The organism is Tunturiibacter gelidiferens, from assembly GCF_014201335.1.
Taxonomy (GTDB): domain Bacteria; phylum Acidobacteriota; class Terriglobia; order Terriglobales; family Acidobacteriaceae; genus Edaphobacter; species Edaphobacter lichenicola_E.
Genome location: NZ_JACHEB010000001.1, coordinates 509,031 through 526,382, shown reverse-complemented (window position 1 = coordinate 526,382; position 17,352 = coordinate 509,031). Strand labels below are relative to the sequence as shown.

Annotated in this window: 18 protein-coding genes and 1 tRNA gene; 9 read left to right on the top strand and 10 right to left on the bottom strand. The window is 54.2% G+C overall.

All coding sequences use genetic code 11. The features are described from left to right. Positions 1-14 precede the first annotated feature (14 nt). The 5 genes from HDF14_RS02155 to HDF14_RS02135 form a co-directional block, all read right to left on the bottom strand. Entirely contained in the window at positions 15-1,391 is a 1,377-nt protein-coding gene (locus HDF14_RS02155) for a TolC family protein (protein ID WP_183973070.1), read from the bottom strand. A 113-nt stretch (positions 1,392-1,504) separates the two neighbouring features. After that, positions 1,505-2,536, bottom strand: coding sequence for an alcohol dehydrogenase (locus HDF14_RS02150; RefSeq protein ID WP_313899462.1), 1,032 nt, complete (start codon positions 2,534-2,536; stop codon positions 1,505-1,507). Between the two features lie 137 nt (positions 2,537-2,673). Further along, entirely contained in the window at positions 2,674-3,267 is a 594-nt protein-coding gene (locus HDF14_RS02145) for a TetR/AcrR family transcriptional regulator (protein WP_183973068.1), read from the bottom strand. Positions 3,268-3,674: 407 nt separating this feature from the next. Beyond that, entirely contained in the window at positions 3,675-4,232 is a 558-nt protein-coding gene (locus HDF14_RS02140; RefSeq protein WP_260697958.1) for a site-specific integrase, read from the bottom strand. Beyond that, positions 4,199-4,274, bottom strand: a tRNA-Ile gene (locus tag HDF14_RS02135). Before HDF14_RS02135 ends, HDF14_RS02140 begins: the two co-directional genes overlap by 34 nt. Before the next feature lie 1,015 nt (positions 4,275-5,289). On the opposite strand from HDF14_RS02135, the gene HDF14_RS02130 reads away from it, so the two are divergent. Both HDF14_RS02130 and HDF14_RS02125 read left to right on the top strand, forming a co-directional pair. Beyond that, complete coding sequence (locus HDF14_RS02130) at positions 5,290-5,913, top strand: hypothetical protein (RefSeq protein WP_183973064.1); 624 nt, start codon at positions 5,290-5,292, stop codon at positions 5,911-5,913. A gap of 489 nt (positions 5,914-6,402) precedes the next feature. Continuing rightward, positions 6,403-8,484 carry a PP2C family protein-serine/threonine phosphatase gene (locus HDF14_RS02125; protein ID WP_183973062.1) on the top strand — a complete coding sequence of 694 codons (2,082 nt, stop codon included), beginning with the start codon at positions 6,403-6,405 and terminating at the stop codon, positions 8,482-8,484. 48 nt (positions 8,485-8,532) lie between these two features. Here the strand turns inward: HDF14_RS02125 and HDF14_RS02120 are convergent, their stop codons facing one another. The 4 genes from HDF14_RS02120 to HDF14_RS02105 all read right to left on the bottom strand — a co-directional run bounded on the left by HDF14_RS02120 (position 8,533) and on the right by HDF14_RS02105 (position 10,963). Continuing rightward, the gene (locus HDF14_RS02120; RefSeq protein ID WP_183973060.1) at positions 8,533-8,898 is read right to left on the bottom strand and encodes an STAS domain-containing protein; all 366 of its coding nucleotides are present in this window, start codon (positions 8,896-8,898) and stop codon (positions 8,533-8,535) included. A gap of 10 nt (positions 8,899-8,908) precedes the next feature. Next, the gene (locus tag HDF14_RS02115) at positions 8,909-9,349 is read right to left on the bottom strand and encodes an ATP-binding protein (protein ID WP_260697957.1); all 441 of its coding nucleotides are present in this window, start codon (positions 9,347-9,349) and stop codon (positions 8,909-8,911) included. A gap of 8 nt (positions 9,350-9,357) precedes the next feature. Further along, a complete protein-coding gene (locus HDF14_RS02110; protein WP_183973058.1) occupies positions 9,358-10,506 on the bottom strand; it encodes a PP2C family protein-serine/threonine phosphatase in 1,149 nt (382 codons plus the stop codon). A 232-nt stretch (positions 10,507-10,738) separates the two neighbouring features. Then, the gene (locus HDF14_RS02105; protein ID WP_183973056.1) at positions 10,739-10,963 is read right to left on the bottom strand and encodes a hypothetical protein; all 225 of its coding nucleotides are present in this window, start codon (positions 10,961-10,963) and stop codon (positions 10,739-10,741) included. 208 nt (positions 10,964-11,171) lie between these two features. On the opposite strand from HDF14_RS02105, the gene rfbB reads away from it, so the two are divergent. From rfbB to HDF14_RS02085, 4 genes are read left to right on the top strand one after another with little or no spacing between them, the layout of a single operon-like run. Next, positions 11,172-12,308: a dTDP-glucose 4,6-dehydratase gene (gene rfbB, locus HDF14_RS02100; protein ID WP_183973054.1), complete on the top strand. Its 1,137-nt coding sequence runs from the start codon at positions 11,172-11,174 to the stop codon at positions 12,306-12,308. Further along, positions 12,305-13,180 (top strand): glucose-1-phosphate thymidylyltransferase RfbA, encoded by an 876-nt coding sequence (gene rfbA, locus HDF14_RS02095; RefSeq protein ID WP_183973052.1) that lies wholly within the window; start codon positions 12,305-12,307, stop codon positions 13,178-13,180. The genes rfbB and rfbA overlap by 4 nt, the downstream gene beginning before the upstream one ends. Then, positions 13,180-14,106, top strand: a complete 927-nt coding sequence (gene rfbD, locus HDF14_RS02090) for a dTDP-4-dehydrorhamnose reductase (protein WP_260697956.1) — start codon at positions 13,180-13,182, stop codon at positions 14,104-14,106. Before rfbA ends, rfbD begins: the two co-directional genes overlap by 1 nt. Then, entirely contained in the window at positions 14,103-14,651 is a 549-nt protein-coding gene (locus HDF14_RS02085) for a D-glycero-alpha-D-manno-heptose-1,7-bisphosphate 7-phosphatase (RefSeq protein ID WP_183973050.1), read from the top strand. Before rfbD ends, HDF14_RS02085 begins: the two co-directional genes overlap by 4 nt. Positions 14,652-14,766: 115 nt before the next feature. Here the strand turns inward: HDF14_RS02085 and rfbC are convergent, their stop codons facing one another. Beyond that, positions 14,767-15,354 (bottom strand): dTDP-4-dehydrorhamnose 3,5-epimerase, encoded by a 588-nt coding sequence (rfbC, locus tag HDF14_RS02080; RefSeq protein WP_183973048.1) that lies wholly within the window; start codon positions 15,352-15,354, stop codon positions 14,767-14,769. Between the two features lie 342 nt (positions 15,355-15,696). Here rfbC and HDF14_RS02075 point away from each other — a divergent pair, with 342 nt between their 5' ends. The 3 genes from HDF14_RS02075 (at position 15,697) to gatC (ending at position 17,343) form a co-directional block, all read left to right on the top strand. Next, positions 15,697-16,482 (top strand): sugar transferase, encoded by a 786-nt coding sequence (locus tag HDF14_RS02075; protein ID WP_313899479.1) that lies wholly within the window; start codon positions 15,697-15,699, stop codon positions 16,480-16,482. 241 nt (positions 16,483-16,723) lie between these two features. Next, the gene (locus tag HDF14_RS02070; protein WP_183973044.1) at positions 16,724-17,017 is read left to right on the top strand and encodes a DciA family protein; all 294 of its coding nucleotides are present in this window, start codon (positions 16,724-16,726) and stop codon (positions 17,015-17,017) included. After that, the gene (gene gatC, locus HDF14_RS02065) at positions 17,017-17,343 is read left to right on the top strand and encodes an Asp-tRNA(Asn)/Glu-tRNA(Gln) amidotransferase subunit GatC (protein WP_183973042.1); all 327 of its coding nucleotides are present in this window, start codon (positions 17,017-17,019) and stop codon (positions 17,341-17,343) included. The genes HDF14_RS02070 and gatC overlap by 1 nt, the downstream gene beginning before the upstream one ends. Positions 17,344-17,352: the final 9 nt, after the last annotated feature.

The window sequence follows — 17,352 nt, the reverse complement described above, 5'->3', positions numbered from 1 at the left end:
AAAAATGCAAACTTTTAGGGGTGGGTATAGGTCTGTTCCACACTGCCGACAGCACGAGCAAGCTGCGCACGCGCGATGTTGTATCGAAACAGAGCGCCGATCTCCGTGTCGTTTGCGCGGGCGAGCGAGTCCTGCGCTTGGGTGACTTCGATGTTGTCGGTAACGCCTGACTGAAAGCGGCCCTGCGAGAGCGTGACTTCCTCATTGGCCAGTTGCACCTCCTGCCGACCAAGGTCAACCTGGTGAAGCGCAGACTGCAATTCGACCTGCCCATCGCGCACTTGCTCGGTCACCTGGTTGCGCTCTTGGGCGAGCTGTTTCTCTGTTCGCTGTTCGACCAGCGCTGTGCTCTTCCGCTCTGCTCTGAGCCGTCCACCGGTGAAGATAGGAACCCTCATGTTGACTCGATACTGATATCCGGGAGTGGCCTTGCTGAACGTCTGACCCTGCTCATCCCAAAAACCATCGAAGGTCAATTTAGGCACGGATTCTGCTACGGCGGCCTTATGCGTTAGGTGGGCGGCCTTGATACTTTCGGCCAGAGAGTGCAGTTCGGGCCGCTGGACCAGGGCCGTTGCCAACGGGTCTGAGAGGTCGAGCGACGGCGTCTGAAAGAAGTCCTGCTGATCGGCGAACTCAGTCTTCTGACTGTCGGGGACATTCATGATTCGCTTCAGCGCATAGATGGTAGTGTCCGCATCGCGCTGGGCATCAATCAGACGCTGCTGCTCTTCTCTGAGCCTCACCTGCGCGCGCGATACGTCGATCTTGCTTGCTACGCCATCCCTTAGCAGGTCATCTGCTTGATGGGCGAGACGTGTTGCCAATTCCACGCGCGACTCGGCGGCCGTGATGCTGGCAAGGGCACGAAGATGAGCCATGTATTCGCTGACAGTCAGCACAACAGTTTCTTCGCGAACGGTCTGCTCATCAGCGCGGCTTGCCAGCAAGCGATGCCCGGTCGCCTGGTATTGGCGAATCAGCGTCAGGTCGAAGACAGGAGCCGAGAATGTTGGTCCGACGTGCACTGCCTGATAGGGGCCGATGCTGTGAGGGACTTGGGGAAGCGGAATCTGAATACCAATCTGGGCCTTCAGGTTGTAGCGATTGACACTTTCATCCGTCTCGAAGCTCGCGTGGGGCAGCAGTTCAGAGCGAGCAATGACGCGGTCCTGCTGTTGCGTTGCGGTTTCGATATTCGCAATCTGGATGTCGAGATTCTGTTTCAGGGCGAGATCGACGGCGTCGTTTAACGATAGCTTCTGGGCTGCGGAAGATGGATCCTGCGCCTTCATCATTTCAGCCTTCGTGCCGAGTATGAGGAGCAGGAGTGCCGCTGCCTTCGCTGGCCGAAACCATTGTCTGGGACTGGTTTTAATTGTCATGTTCATTTTGGCTTTTCTTTATTAACTATCTGATCAGTCAATTAAAAATCACAGCTCAACATTGACTAACGATGTATCGAGATTTGTTCCGACGCCGTTCTCCGTCGCGATTGGCGCAATCACATTGTCAGCACAACGCGAAACTCTGCGTTGCCGCTCATCATGCGGGCATATGCTTCGGCTACCTTTTCCAGGGGATAGGTTTCGATCATGGCACGTACTCCGCGCAGTTCGGCAAAGCGAAGCGTGTCATCCGAATCCGCCGGCGTTACGCCTCCCCATCCTTCGATAGTCTTGCTGCCCCTGATGAGCTTAACCGGAGCCACCTCGATCGGATCGGAGGTTACGCCGATCAGGAGAAGTTTGCCGTTCGGACCCAAACCGCCAATCAGTTCGGTCATCGCCTTGGAGTCCGGCGCAGTAGCGATAATGACTTTTGCGCCGCCTAGCTTTTGTAGTTCCTCGGCTGTGTTCTTCATTTTGCTGTCGATATACACGTCGGCGCCTAGTTTCATTGCCAGCGATTCAATTTGCGAACCGCGCCCGATTGCAGCCACCTTGTAGCCGAACTTGTTGGCGAATTGAATTCCAAGGTGGCCGAGTCCACCGATCCCTTGCACTGCGACTAGGTCGCCTGGTAGTGCGCCAGAGTGCCGCAGGGCGTCGAAGGTTGCGACTCCAGCGCACAGCAGCGGTGCTGCTTCGATATCGCTGAGACTGTCGGGGATCGAAACCAACGCTTCGACCGGAGCCAACATGTACTCCTGATAGCCGCCGTCATAACTGAGACCAGGATTCTGCTCATTGCGACAGTTCCGAAAATCTCCGCGCCGGCACTCGGGGCAGGTACCGCAATGGCCGCCATGCCAGCCAACGCCAACACGCTGGCCTGTTCGCCATTCAGTCACTCCAGTCCCGACCGCATCCACCACGCCAGCTACTTCATGTCCCGGAACGCGCGGGTAGGGAATTCCTGGTCGGCGGCCTTCGACAACGATCGAGTCGCTGTAACACACACCACACGCCCGAACTTTGATGCGCACCTGTCCTTGGGCTGGCTCTGGAATCTCTCGCTCAACGATCTTAAGACTGGCACCAGCCGCGGTTACTTGAGCGGCCTTCATGGTTACTACTGCGACTGCGGTTGTCACTAATTCTCCCTACTTTCTGTTTCTTCGAGTCACCGGTTTAGTGAATCTCATCATTTGCATTTTCACGTTCGAAGGTAATTGACTATCCAATTAGTCAATAAATTTGATGTGCTGTTACGTCAAATGGTCCACATTTTTTAGCTGTTCGAAATGATGCCCTTTCTGACCAGGGCCAACACTTCTTCTGTGTGTCTGGACAACGATTGCTTGCTCAAGGGGTTACGGTTTTTCCCGGGAATATGGGAGATGTTGTTTGCCGCACAAAAATAGAAGCCGCACAGGGCAATAATGTTGATGGCCCCATGTCCAGGGTCCATTTGCCGGAACTCTCCTGACGCGATCCCCCTCTTCAGCAAAACCTCGACTCGGCTGTAGAGCGAAGGCATTCCTAACTTGCGAACCTGCTCGCCCCCGCCTTGAATACTCTCCAGCACAAAGATAACGGGAGATAAGGGGTGCTCACTCATTGCCCCGAGCAGCCTCTCGACAAAGGTCAGCAAGGCGTCTGTGGCATTGAGGTTTTTGTCGAAAGATTTGTCGAGCGCCTCGCTAATTGGCTCATACGCCCGCACGAGGACCGCCTCATAGAGCCCTTCTTTACTTTTGAAGTAATGAAAAATGAGACCCTTGACCACATGTGCCCGTACCGCGATGCTCTCGGTCCGGGCTGAGGCAAAACCATGAGTAGCAAATTCAATCTCTGCCGCGGCCAGAATGGCCGGGACGGTCACGTCTCTGTCTCGCTTATGGGTACGAGGTGCCGACTCTAAAACGACTCCGATGGATTGCATATATGCTCCCGAATGAACTGTATCGTTAACTGACTAGACGGTCAATTGCGCCCCTGCGCTTTTCTAAAGGTATTCGTCGGTCGCTGGTCAGTGGAATGCACTCACCGACACTGGAACACAAGTCACTGGCCGTATAAGCGGCATCTCGTACAAGCGGCTCAGGTAGCTGGCGAAAAACGGGTTTCGGCAATGACCGATGAGCCAACCTCGTGGGCAGTTCATCAAGCGACGTCGCATGAACGAAAGAGCGTGTTAACGGAGGGCTTCAATCGATCCGGCCATTACGCAACCTAGTATGTCGCCAAGCCGTCTCGAAGACTGTGTCATCGGGGTTCTTAAACAGAGTTCTACGATGTTCCATTCCGGCGTTTCGCCACGTCATCAATCCGTGCCACTAAATCCTCTGCCCGTAGATGGGTATAACGCTTCAACATCTGCATCGACTTGTGACCGCTGATCGCTGAGACCTCTTGATCTGAGAACCCCGCCTCGACAAAACGGCTAACGGCTTCATGTCGAAGATCGTGAAAGCGCACGTCAGCGAGCCCTTGCTCTCGCTTGATATTCAACCAAACAGAATTGAATTGATACGGTCGTCGTTTTCCGTCGCGACGTGGCTCGCCAAAGAAAATTAGATCAGTATCGATTGGACGAATCGGATGATCGAGTGCTTCACGGAAGGTCGCTGCTGCGATCACCATAAGGGGCACTGTGCGCGGTGAAGTATTCTTCGTTTCAAGTAGACGCACAATGCGGCGTTTAATGTCCACCTGCATGCGGCGTAAGGTCACAATCTCCGATGCGCGCATTCCAGTTTCGAGTGCGATACGTACGATCCAATGGTTTGAATGAACGTATATGGAATTGATTTTGGTGGGCCCGGAGGGATTTGAACCCCCAACCAAGGGATTATGAGTCCCCTGCTCTAACCGTTGAGCTACAGGCCCGCTACGAGGTAGATGCCAGAGCCAAAATTTACCCTGTATCTAAAAACGCACATAGTATTGGTACTTGACGCCTCTAAAGCGCGACTGTTCAGGGCCTCTACCCTGTCAAAGCCTAGCTGTACGGTTTCACTTGGGTGCATGTACCGTTGAGAGACCGTCACGCTGGAGCATCCAGCCAATTTCACAATTGTAAATGCATCAGCCCCTGTCTCTCCTAGGCGGGTGAGCGCCGTGTAGCGCAGCGAATGGAGCACGAGATCAGCAGGGAAGTGATGTTTGCGGCAGTATCGGTTTCTCCGGGCTGTCACCTGCAAAGATCCATTGCGAGGACGCGGTCTTCTGCTTCTCCCTCAGGAGACTAGCCAGCCTCGCAGCGAGGGTACCGTTCGAGATGTATATCAGACCATTGGAGATCCAAAGCCTCACCCAGCCTCAACTCCGAGTCGAGTAGTACCGTAGGTGACGACTCTTTACGAGGCGAGCGACCACATACTCCTCAATGGTCCCTTCGTCTATCCGGTCAATCCGCGCTAGCTATGGGAGCGAATTCGAGCAGACGCGATAGTTTGGACGCCTAGAACACAACCGTCTGCGGCTTTTTTCATGCCGGGCTTTGTTTCTCAGACTTTAGCTTCGTAAAATATTTGACGCTGGCTGACTATCACGCTGGAATGATAGGCCTGCTTCGTGATTGCAAATGCATCGGCAATAGCGTTGTCCAAGTCACGAACGCAAACTCGCTCACCCTCCATGAGGCGGTCTTTCTGCGATTTAAGCACTCTGCGGGTGTTCCTTGAGGTACTAATATTTCCGTTTGATGTGCATTTTTTTGCGCATTACAAGGCGGAGAATGGACGATTCGCCTGAATCTTTTGAGTTTTCCTTTGGCACCACGCGTGCTTATTTGCATTGCAGCTAAGAGTCCCAAAAATCAGTACAGGCGGCTTCCGGCGCAGTTTCCCTGATTCAACAAGATTGCAAATCAGTTAGAGAGTTTTTCTGGAGGAATACAGAAATGAAATATCTTCTTCGCGTCCTTTTTGTCGTAGCCCTGCTCTGCGGCGGTTCCGGCTTCGCCCATGCTGACGGTGTCGACTTCCGCATGACAGTTCTTGATCCGCCCAACATGTGCGCAGATCCGAGTTTGTGCTTTATCGGAGACCCAGGAACACAGTTCAACGTTGGCCTGTCGGCGGATGCCTGCCCCCCGGGAGTGTCTGCTGGCCTTACGCCCGGCACCTTCGGATGCTTTGTGGGCGACAATCTTACCGGTGCAACAATTACGAGCCTGATACTCACGTTTGACGCTCCAATCGAAGGCCAGACTGCCAGTTGCGACAATGGGGGCCAAGGCAATCTTCAAAGCGCGCTTAACGTTGTTAGTTGCGGTCTGAATCAGGATGGAACTAAGTTTCTTCTAAACTTCGCTGGAGGAGCGGGTGTGGCTCCCCTTGGAGACATAATCGTCTTCGAAGAGGGCGCAGATCCGGCGGATTTCACGGGTGGTACAGGCGTTGTAGGCATCACTCCCGAGCCCGACTCTTTACTGCTGTTCTCGACCGGTGTCATGATGGCCGGCCTGTATATGTCGCGTCGGATCTGGACGGCCGCCGGAAAATCGGCTGACGGCAACCGCTGAAACAAGTGGAGTTGAGAAACTTCGGACAGGACAATCGAAGAAGCCCGGGCTAAGGCCCGGGCTTTCTTGTCGGAGGAACCGCCAAAAGATCTTGGCCGGCTGCTTATGACCTGCGAGAATGGCAGGCGCCGTGAACTGGTGGAGCCGACGCTCGTGGCCCAAAGTCTCATGATGTCAAAAGGATGACGTTGACAGTGGGGCGTCGATTTGCGTAACCTGCGGATCAGGGATCCCCTTGGGCTCTTACCTCCTCACTCTAGAAATTTCTCTAATCGGCGCCCGTTGAGAGAGGCTTCCTGAAAAGCCCTAAGAGGCGTCACCGAAAAAACGATAGTTGGCTGTGAGGGCGATCCTGGGGAACTGCAGCGCAGTCCGAAGTGAGCGGTGGCGGTCGAGCAGTCTTGAAGCAAATAAGACAGCGATAATTTCAGTTTGCGTACTGCAATTGACGGGGCGAAGTGGCCAGCTGATGGATTTCAGGAACAGGTCTTGAGAGTTGCACCTATGCGCTACGCAGGAACTTCGGTTGTGTTGTTGCTGCTCTTTGGTATTGCGACGGGCTTGCGGGGACAGAAACCCGAGATAGCCCCCGCACCGAGACCGCAGCTTGAGGCTACGCTCGGCGACGGCACTGTCGAACTCTCCGGCCTCTGGAAGTTCAATATTGGCGACGATATGTCTTGGGCGAGCCAGGACTTCGACGATTCAAGTTGGGGAACAATCGATCTGACGCCGCCTGCCGGGTCCTCCAATCCTGAGCTGGGCAGCAGCGGCTACATTCCAGGCTGGACAGCTAACGGTTATCCAAAACATACAGGGTTTGCCTGGTATCGGCTGCGAGTTAACGTTCAGAGCTCACATGGCAGGCTTGCGATTAAGATGCCAAACCAAGTCGATGACGCGTATCAGCTGTACGTCAATGGTCAGCTACTTGGGGAGCTAGGCAGATTTGGCGAGCGCAAGGCAACAGCCTACAGTACGCTTCCCCGGGCGTTCAGGCTACCTAGGGAGCTCCGCAATGGACCAATAACCATTGCTGTTCGGACATGGATGGATAGTGCGTCCATTTTTCTTGCGCCAGACGCCGGAGGGATGCATGAACCTCCCGTGCTTGGTCACGCCGGAGTGATCGGAACCCTGATCCAGCTGGATTGGGACGACACTGCGCATGTTGTCGGTAGCGGCTTCCTCGAGATGCTGATCCTGCTCCTTGCGTGGATGGTGGCAGTGAGTCTTCTGTCAATGGACCGCACGGAGCCTTCGTATCTGTGGCTAAGCCTGGTATGTGCGGTCACAATTTTGGAGAATGGCGTCGTTCTGATCGTCAGTTTCGTGCCGTGGATTGCCCTGACGGCCGGGATCGTCTTGCAGTTCGTCATCATCAGTCCAATCCGGATCGGGCTTTGGGTCATCTTCTGGGGCTACTGGTTTCGAATTGGCCGGATGCAATGGATTCATCGCACAGTGTGGGGATTGGTCGCTCTTACGATGATCGGAACGGCCATGATCAGTGCTCCGATCTACGGCGAGCATGTTCCTGTGCATGCGGCCGTCTATCTGACGCCTATATTGCTTGCGCTGAGATTGTGCTTTGGCGTGCTCTTATGCGCAATCACTGTTCAAGGCATCCGGAAACAAAAGGCCGAGGGCTGGTTGGCTCTCTCAGCAGTCCTTTTGGTGGCCATTGCTCTCTTTCAGTCCCAGCTCCGTCTTTTCCATATAAAGACGGCGTTTAGTTTGCTTGGATTTGCCGTTGGGTTGGGAACTATCTCGACGATCTTTTCTCTCTTCCTCATTACGGTGATGTTGGTTCGTCGATTTCTGCATACTCAGCGGATACGCGAGCAGTGGAAGGCAGAGATCGAGCAGGCACGACAGATTCAGCACGTGCTGATTCCAGAACAACTACCAAAAATACCCGGTCTCGCTATCGAGAGCGAATATCGTCCAGCACGTGAAGTTGGCGGGGACTTCTTCCAGATCCTCCCCGTGCGGGAGGATGGCAGTGTATTGATTGTGGTTGGCGACGTCACAGGGAAAGGCTTGCAGGCTGGAATGCTTGTCGCGCTGATCGTCGGTGCGATACGGACCGCAGTCCAATATGATTCCGATCCTTTAGTCCTGATGAACAGCCTGAACGATCGGCTGTGGGGTCGGGGACGGGCAAGTGCTACTTGCCTCATCCTCCAAATCTGCACCGACGGTCACGTGACTCTGGCAAACGCCGGGCATCTGCCACCTTACCGGAATGGCGTAGAGATCGAGATGGGAGGCTCGCTACCGATCGGTGTCGTGCCAGGAGCAGAGTTCTTCGTCTCGCATTTCACGTTGGCTCCTGGAGACACTTTGATGCTCATGTCCGACGGGGTCGCAGAGGCACAGGATGAACAGAAGCAGCTATTTGGGTTTGAACGCATCGAGAAGATGTTGCAGCGGTCGATCTCGGCGGCAGAGCTGGCATCCGCAGCCCAGGACTTTGGTCAAGAGGATGACATTCTTGTTCTACGAATTCAGCGTCTGCAAACGCCTGGGAATGTTCCTGATCAGAAAGTCGTTCTTGCCGCGACTTAGCGAGCTAAATCAGTAAAAAATCTGACTGCCACACAGAGGTGAGACGGATTACTCGAAGCCTGCGCAGGCGGCGGCTTCGTCGGGGTAGAGTTTCGTGTACTTCGTAATACCTACCATGGTGAAGACCTTTTGGAAGTGCGGCGTTAGGCCAAACGTCTGCACCTTCTGTCCCTTCTGGCTGGCGGCGTAGAGCAGTTGAATGATCAATGCGATACCACTGGAGTTGAGATACTCTACCTTTGAGAAGTCGAGCAGGATGCGTTTCGACGTTTCGGGTGACAGCCCTCCATACGTGCCCAGGACTGCTGGCTCAGACGAACTCGTAATATCGCCGGCGAAACGCAGCACGGTGATGGGATCGCCTGAAGCGCACTTGACCTGTTCCATTTTGACCTTGGTATTAAACTCCGCCATAGTGTCTCCTTCAATCCTCTGTGTGGTTTAAGCGTATGACGAGTCGCGCGTAACTTCCAGCGGGAGGTGAACTGACCCACTCTGCCTCGTCCACCAGGGACTGAATGAGAAACATTCCCATACCGCGACTTGCCTCTTCTCCGTGCATCTTTTTGTCCATATCCGGGGTGTGGACACCGCTTGGAGGCCCAGTACCAGTATCGAGTACCTTTACTTCCAATGAAGTCTCATCCATGGAAAGAATGACACCTACGATGAGGGACTCGTCGAGCTTATTCCCATGCTCCATCGCATTGATACAGGCCTCGGCAACGGCGGTTTTGAGGTCTTCCACACGATCCGGCGCGAAGCCCATCAGCTTAGCGACGCTGGAGGCTGTACTCATTGCGACCTTTTCAAAACCGAGACGCGAAGGAAGACGAAGTTCGATAATGTTGTTCTTACCTTCCAATTCCCCTCCTACGGCTTCCGTCCGATTACAAGTGCGGTCATGTCGTCTGACTGATTTTCCTGGTTGGAGAAGGCATCCAGGGCTCGCCAGATCGAGTTCAGTGTTCCAGTCGCGTCAGTGTGGCGGGAGGCACGGAATGCCTCCATGAGGCGGTCCTGACCGAATTCTTCGTTACCTTTAAACACTTCAGTCATTCCGTCGGTGTAGATTAGCAGCTTCGCCTTGTCAGACAGTACATATTTTTCTGAAGAGTAATCAGAGAAAGGCAACATCCCTACGGGTGTGCCACTGGCTTCAATCAACTCAGGCACATCGCTGCCATTGAGGAGAAAGGCGGGATTGTGCCCGGCGTTTACTACTTCGACAGCATGAGTCTTTGGATCGAGCCTCAGGAACATTGCCGTGACATAACGACGGCGCGACTCTTCACCCTCCTTGTAGTGTAGGAGGTTCATGTTTGTTGCCATGTCGACGAGCGGCATCTCCGAGTTTGCCATCGCTCGCAATGCCGCCCGAAACGAGCTGCCGACCAGCGCTGAGGCGAGGCCTTTGCCAGCAACATCGGCCACGACGACCATCAGCTCTCCCGACGGAAGCGTAATGAGATCGAGATAATCGCCACCAACTTCGTAACAGGTCTGTGAACGCCCGTCGATACTGTAGCCCGGGATATCTGGAAAGACCTGCGGAAGTAGGCTTCGTTGAATGTCACGGGCGCACGAGAGATCCTGCTTCACCCGCTCCATGTCCAGCGTTTGTTCGTGATATCGGGCATTCTCAATGGCGACTGCGGCCTGAATTGCTAGATGCTCTAGAAAGTCCTGCTCGTAGAGAGAGAGCGGCGCGCCATCGCGCGTGATAACGACCATCTCAGTCAGAGCCGTACCATGACGGTCCAACAAAGGGAAGCGGTAACAGCCGCGCCTCGGATCGGAGGACGGCGGATGTAAGAGGAACCGTGGGGGAATCTCTCCGTACGAAAAAGGGAAGGTCGTGAAAAATGCACCCGCCATCTCAAGCTCGCGCACAGTGATCTGTAGAACACTGCGTAGAACACTGTCCAACTCGATGGTGCTGTGGATTCTGTGGGTCGTGTCGAGCAGGGCCTGTAGCCGCGCGATTTGCTGTTGCAGATGCAGACTGCTTTCGATTTCCATGGAAACTGCTCCTTCGTGTGGCTGGTCGGACGGCAATAAGCTCTCGAACCGTTTTGAATCTTGCTGCGTGTGGCAAGCGAAATGGCTCGCTCCTGCATCCCACGTCGGACTCTACTGCGTCGCGAGGTGGAGAAGCGTAAACGCTGCTGAAGCTATGTCGGTCGAGAGATAGTGACGTCTTATCAGCCCTTTCAGGAGATATCACGGATGGTAGACATTGAACAGAATAATCTTATTTCTTGCCTGTGCTGCCGGGAGTTGTGTTGGCATCTTCCGGAGCAGACGGATTGATGTGACCCAGGTTGTTTTCAGGGGTGTTGGAGCTCACCTTCGTGGGTCCTGGACCGGCGGTGGAAGGATCATCACCCTTCGGCCCCGAGGGCTCAACTGCATGTTTTGCGTCAATCCGAGGGCTCTGGTAGTTGCTTTGATTCGATTGTTGATCATTCGTGGACATGTGGTCACCTTTCGCTTCTCAATGGTCATTGGAGAGAAGGGATGGCGATTGTAGTTGCCTGCTTCCTCGTGAAGTTTAGATTGGACGGCAGACACGTAAGCTGCAAGAGTCTTCAGAGGGCGCCGTTTCCGATGCCCAGCGTGAACGCGGGTGTATTTGGCCTATATATTAAGGATTGGAAGCAACTCGCGGAGGAACCGGCAGTAACATGAGATTAGCGGGCACGACAGAAGAAATTACATGCAGCGACTCCATTCTAGTGACTGGCGGAGCTGGATTTATAGGAAGCAACTTCGTGCTGGATTGGCTGGCTGCCGGTCGTGGGTCCATAGTCAATCTCGATAAGTTGACCTATGCGGGGAATCCAGAGAATCTAGCCTCTGTTGAGCACAGTGCGGCGTATGCGTTTGTGCAGGGCGATATCTGCGATGCGGAATTGGTTGCCAGTCTTCTGGAGAAATACAAACCACGGGCCGTCGTACACTTCGCCGCGGAAAGCCACGTCGACCGTTCGATTGTAGGACCTGAAGCGTTTCTGCGAACCAATATAGATGGCACGTTTACGTTGCTGCAGGCTGCACGCGCATACTACGGCAGTCTGACAAGCGCAGATCAGGGAATGTTTCGGTTTCTCCATGTATCGACCGATGAGGTGTATGGCACATTGACGCCGGAGGCCCCGGCTTTCCATGAGGAGACGCCCTATGCTCCCAATAGCCCTTACGCGGCATCGAAGGCAGCATCAGACCATCTAGTGAGAGCCTGGGTGCATACGTACGGTCTGCCTGCCATCATTACTAACTGCTCCAACAACTATGGACCCTATCAATTCCCGGAAAAGCTGATCCCGCTGATGATTGCGAATGCCCTCCAAGGCAAGTCGCTGCCGGTGTACGGAGACGGACAACAGGTAAGAGACTGGCTCTATGTCGGAGACCATGCGAGCGCGCTGCGCACAGTCCTCGAGCGGGGACGTGTGGGTGAGACCTACAACGTCGGCGGAGGCAACCAACGGAGCAATCTCGAGGTGGTGAAGACGGTTTGTGTGCTACTGGACGAATTGGTCCCTGAGTCAAAGTTCAAACCGCACGTGCAATTGGTGAAATATGTGACAGACCGGCCCGGACATGACCGCCGATATGCGATCGACGCCCGCAAGCTCGAGTCAGAACTCGGATGGCGAGCGCAGGAGAGCTTCGAGACCGGATTGAGGAAGACGGTGGAGTGGTACCTGAGGAACGCACCGTGGGTGGAGAACGTGACTAGCGGAGCGTATCACCAGTGGATGACCCAGAATTACTCCGGGCGCGGAGAAAAAGTTGCAGCCACCGAGAGGGTTCGATGAAGGGAATTATTCTCGCCGGGGGCTCGGGGACCAGGCTTCATCCCGTGACACAGGTGATTTCGAAACAACTGCTTCCGGTTTACGACAAACCAATGATCTACTACCCGCTTTCGGCATTATTGTTGGCTGGTGTTCGCGAGATCTTGGTAATTTCGACGCCAGAGGACACGCCGCGGTTCGAGCAACTGCTTGGGACTGGTGAACAATGGGGCATTGCTCTGAAGTATGCCGTACAACCGTCTCCTGGCGGTCTGGCACAGGCGTTTTTGATTGGGAAGGATTTTCTCGCGGGAGAGGGTTGTTGCCTAGTGCTTGGGGACAATATCTTCTACGGGCATGATTTTGCGAAGACCTTACGGGAGGCTGCCGAAGGTGGTGCGGGAGCGACGGTCTTTGCTTATCCTGTCCTTGATCCAGAGCGATACGGGGTCGTGGAGTTCGACGAACACCGTCGTGCGATCTCGATTGAAGAGAAGCCGCTGAAGCCAAAGTCACGCTATGCAGTAACGGGAATCTACTTTTATGACGCGCAGGTTGTCGGCATTGCGGAGGGTCTAAAGCCATCGCAGCGTGGTGAACTTGAGATCACCGATGTGAATCGTTGGTATCTGGAACATGGGCAATTGCGGACGCAGGTACTGGGACGGGGAATCGCGTGGCTCGACACCGGGACACACGATTCGCTGCTCGAGGCGGCGACATTTATCCATACGATTGAGAAGCGGCAGGGCCTGAAGGTCGCTTGTCCCGAGGAGATTGTTTACCGACTCGGTTACATCAATGCTGATCAGCTACGAGCACTGGCATCGAAGATCGCAAAAGGCACCTATGGACAATACCTACTGCGGGTGCTGGAAGAGACGGTGTACTGATGATGGTTGGGAAGTTGCCGTTGGGGGAGAAGATCCTGCTGACGGGGGCTACGGGCCAGGTTGGGGGCGAGTTATCGAAAACTCTGAGATTGGTGGGGGACGTGGTCGCTCCGGAACGCGTAACGATGAATCTTGCGAATTCGGACTCGATTCGGGAGACGATTCGCGCAATACGGCCGAGGTGGATCGTGAATCCCGCTGCTTATACAGCGGTTGATAAAGCAGAGAGTGAGCCACAGCTGGCTTATGCGATTAATGCTGACGCTGTTAAGACAATAGGAGAAGAGGCGCATGCCCTTGGTGCTGGCGTCATCCACTTCTCTACGGACTATGTTTTTGATGGTTCTGGGAACGAACCCTACACCGAGATTGATACGGTTGGACCGGTGAGCGTCTACGGCGCGAGCAAACTCGCGGGCGAGAAGGCGCTTGCTGAGAGCGGCGCAGGGCACATGATTTTCCGCACAAGTTGGGTCTACGGTGCAACAGGGAAGAATTTTCTGTTGACGATTCTAAAACTGGCGCGGGAACGCGAGACCCTGAAGATAGTAGCCGATCAGCACGGTGCACCGACCTGGAGCCGTGACTTGGCAAGAATGACTGCGCAGGTAATTCAAGATTGTGAGGCAGCGGCACGAGATAAAGGACTGAAGGCCGTGCTTTCGGATTCAAGTGGGATCTACCATGCAGCTGGCAGCGGAGAGACTACCTGGTTTGGATTTGCTGCGGAAGCGGTTCAACTGCAACACGAGAGCACGCCCGGAGCGCGACTTGCGACGGTCGAAGCGATACAGACCGCTCAATATCCGACCTCCGCGAAGCGGCCATTAAACTCACGGTTGAATTGCAGCAAGCTGATGGAACGATTTGGGTGGACCATGATGGATTGGCGGTACTCGTTGCGCGAGGTACTGTCAGAGTTATGAAGCAGCGAGCGTTATTCCTCGATCGGGACGGAGTAGTAAATGAAGAGGTGGGATATCTTCATCGAGCCGAGGAAGTGCGGTTTGTCGATGGAATCTTTTCGCTTTGTAGGACCGCGGTGGGGCTTGGATATCGGCTGATCGTTGTTACGAATCAGGCGGGAATCGCGCGTGGCTATTATTCGGAGGCCGATTTCCACGCGCTGATGACTTTCATGCGAGCAGAACTCCGTGCGCAAAGCGTTGAGCTCGATGCCGTCTATTTTTGCCCCTGCCATCCCGTGCACGGGGTAGGGGTGTACAAACGCGAACACGAGGATCGGAAGCCTGGCACTGGGATGCTGCGACGAGGAGTTGCTGAATTTGGGGTAGAGCTTAGCGAAAGTGTGATGGTTGGGGATCGGTGCTCGGATGTAGCGGCTGCGAATGCGGCTGGATTGCGCCAAGCCTTTTTGGTCTGTGGAACTGAAACCGCCGGGTGTGATGGCGAACATCTGAAGGTGGATTCCTTGGCCGAAGTAGAACGGTGGCTGCTCGCACAGGGGTAAACGTCAACCAGGGGTAAACGTCAACCTCGCTCAAAGCTGCACTGCGGCGCGATCCAAACCTGTCGAACCATGATTCTCTCCCGGAGAGTCTACCTGTGTCCCGCGACGGAAATTTCTAAACCAAATGGGGTACCTCAACTGGCGGGAATTCGGCTTCGAGGAAGTGCTTGCCCAAAGCATCCTTAGGGCTGACAGAGGGTGAGATACCATTAAGCGCTCCCAGAGGCCAATCAATGGCTAGGGTGGGGTCGCTCCAGAGAATGGAGCGCTCTCCCTGCGGATGATAGATGTTCGTGGTCTTGTAGAGGACCTCTGCGGTGTCTGAGAGAACAAGAAAGCCATGCGCAAACCCTTCGGGAATCCAGAGCAGCTGAAGATGTTCGGCCGAGGTTTCGGCTTTTAGGTCAAATCCAGCCCACTTGCCGAAGTCGGGAGATTCGCGCCGCAGATCGACCGCGACGTCCCAGATATGACCGGAGAGAACACGGACAAGCTTGCCCTGGGGTTTTCCGAGTTGATAATGAAGGCCACGAAGCACTCCTTTTACCGAAAAAGACTGGTTGTCTTGTACGAAGTCCGTGGATAATCCCGCAGCCGCAAAAGTTGATTGATTGAATACCTCTGCGAACCAACCGCGACTATCTCCGAACCGTTGGGGTTGAATTAGCTTAACGTCACGTAGAGGTGTTTCCAGAACTTGCATTTGTGTAGTGTAGTGGCCGTAAAGCGTACATGAAAACAGGCGTGATCCGATCGTCCCAAAGTGGAACGAATAAAAGGCGAATCTGATAAACGTAAGCTCCGCTTTCAGAATACGGTCGGGTAGAATGAAGCAGTTGCACAAATGCGCTTTGATTCCCAGTCGTCGGCTTGGTCCAACCCGGTTTAACAGAGAGACCATCGTAAGGTCCATTGGGCGGGTAGCATGAGCAATCAGGTGGAAGTGATTTGGAAGCGCGGCCGTCTCCGGGGATTAATTTCGGAAGCGGATTAGAGAAGGTACCGCGACACAAGGCATGTAACAGGAACCAGTCCGACTGATGTGATGCAGAAGATGCGAACATACGAGTCGGACAGATACAGGATTCGAATGCAGGCTGAATATCAATCTCCCGAGTCGCGGACAGCGGCTATTGAAGGTTCTTATTCGTATCCGGAGTCAGTCGGTCGCTCGTTGGAGATCTCACATCGAGCATATGAAACTCCGTCACAGTTTTTCCGATATCGGGTTATCAAACGCTGTGTCGACGTTGTGTTGGTTCTGATTTCGATGCCCGTCGTTCTCCTATTGTTGGGCATAGTAGCGGCGACGGTAAAACTGAGTTCGCCAGGACCCGTTTTTTATTCGCATCGGCGGATTCGCAAGAGCGGTTCTTTTTTCTCGATGTGGAAGTTTCGCACGATGTGTATTAACTCAGCTGAAGTTCTGGAGGCGCATCTGGCGCGAAATCCAAAGGCCCGCGCGGAATGGAACAGAACCCACAAACTTCGTATGGATCCACGAATTACTCCTCTGGGGCTTTTTCTTCGGCGATACAGTCTCGACGAGTTGCCGCAACTTTGGAATGTGCTCGTTGGACAGATGAGCCTTGTGGGGCCACGGCCGATTGTAGCCGCAGAAGTGGAGAAGTACGGTGAATGCTTCGACTGCTACTGCAGGGTCAAGCCCGGATTGACTGGTCTGTGGCAGGTATCGGGACGCAGTGCATTGAGTTACGAAAAACGTGTCGCTCTCGACTGTGAATACGTCGAGAGATGGTCCCTGATGCGAGATATTTGGATCCTGACGAAGACGTTTGCGTCAGTTGTGAACCAGGACGGAGCCTATTAGGCTGACGGTTCATAGAAATCGCATGGACATCATTGACGAACCATGATGCGATTTCTTCGTCTAAGGGCCGTCTCTAGACTTTGCGTCCACGAGTTCTTCATCGAGGGCAAAACACCCCTTCCATGGTCTGCCGAGATTCAAGCTGAGTGGCGTTCGAATGGCATCTAGCCGGATGGCACCGAAAATCCTTAGAACATAGGCCCGTGATCTCCTCAGTGACAACTTCATTGGAGTTTTTCTGATGCCTTTAGAAGGAATGCGAGACATGTTGAGAGGTTCCTTGGGGAGAAGCCTGCAAGCGCTGCAGGCGGAGGACAGATTATCGGCGGCGTGGCCGGTGGCGTGCGGCAAGGCAATGGCTGAGCGGGGACAAGTCGTGGGATTTGAAAACGGTGTAGTGCGAGTAGAGGTAGAAGATGGCGTGTGGCTCCGCCAAATGATAAGTACGCGTCATCTGCTTGCCCGAGAGTTGGCTCGTATTTCGGGGGTTTCCGTGAGCGAGATACACTTTGAGAGGAAGAGGAATTACAAGTGATGAAGGAACAGGTTGGAGTAACTCTGGACGATGTTCGGCGGGTGGCGGAGTTGGCGAATCTGGAGCTAACCGTGGAGGAAGAGCCGAAGATGCAGAGAGACCTGAACGCCATTCTTGGCCACATCGACCAGTTGAATGAGCTGGATACCGCTGGAGTTCCTGCAATGGCGCAGGTAGGTGAGATGTTGGACGGTACCCTGCTCAGCCGAGGAGAGACTTTGCGGACGGACGAAATACGCCCGTCGCTTGATCGCTCTGAAGTGATGTCCTCCGCTCCGGAGACCGATGGGCGATTCTTTAAGGTTCCGAAGGTGATTGAAAGGTGAGTGAGAAGG

Coding starts and splice junctions, on each gene's coding strand:
- rfbD (WP_260697956.1), top strand. CDS start 13,180: ATGATGGTTGGGAAGTTGCCGTTGGGGGAGAAGATCCTGCTGACGGGG.
- HDF14_RS02120 (WP_183973060.1), bottom strand. CDS start 8,898: ATGGCGGAGTTTAATACCAAGGTCAAAATGGAACAGGTCAAGTGCGCT.
- rfbA (WP_183973052.1), top strand. CDS start 12,305: ATGAAGGGAATTATTCTCGCCGGGGGCTCGGGGACCAGGCTTCATCCC.
- HDF14_RS02075 (WP_313899479.1), top strand. CDS start 15,697: ATGCAGAAGATGCGAACATACGAGTCGGACAGATACAGGATTCGAATG.
- HDF14_RS02155 (WP_183973070.1), bottom strand. CDS start 1,391: ATGAACATGACAATTAAAACCAGTCCCAGACAATGGTTTCGGCCAGCG.
- gatC (WP_183973042.1), top strand. CDS start 17,017: ATGAAGGAACAGGTTGGAGTAACTCTGGACGATGTTCGGCGGGTGGCG.
- HDF14_RS02130 (WP_183973064.1), top strand. CDS start 5,290: ATGAAATATCTTCTTCGCGTCCTTTTTGTCGTAGCCCTGCTCTGCGGC.
- HDF14_RS02085 (WP_183973050.1), top strand. CDS start 14,103: ATGAAGCAGCGAGCGTTATTCCTCGATCGGGACGGAGTAGTAAATGAA.
- rfbC (WP_183973048.1), bottom strand. CDS start 15,354: ATGCAAGTTCTGGAAACACCTCTACGTGACGTTAAGCTAATTCAACCC.
- HDF14_RS02070 (WP_183973044.1), top strand. CDS start 16,724: ATGCCTTTAGAAGGAATGCGAGACATGTTGAGAGGTTCCTTGGGGAGA.
- HDF14_RS02110 (WP_183973058.1), bottom strand. CDS start 10,506: ATGGAAATCGAAAGCAGTCTGCATCTGCAACAGCAAATCGCGCGGCTA.
- rfbB (WP_183973054.1), top strand. CDS start 11,172: ATGAGATTAGCGGGCACGACAGAAGAAATTACATGCAGCGACTCCATT.
- HDF14_RS02105 (WP_183973056.1), bottom strand. CDS start 10,963: ATGTCCACGAATGATCAACAATCGAATCAAAGCAACTACCAGAGCCCT.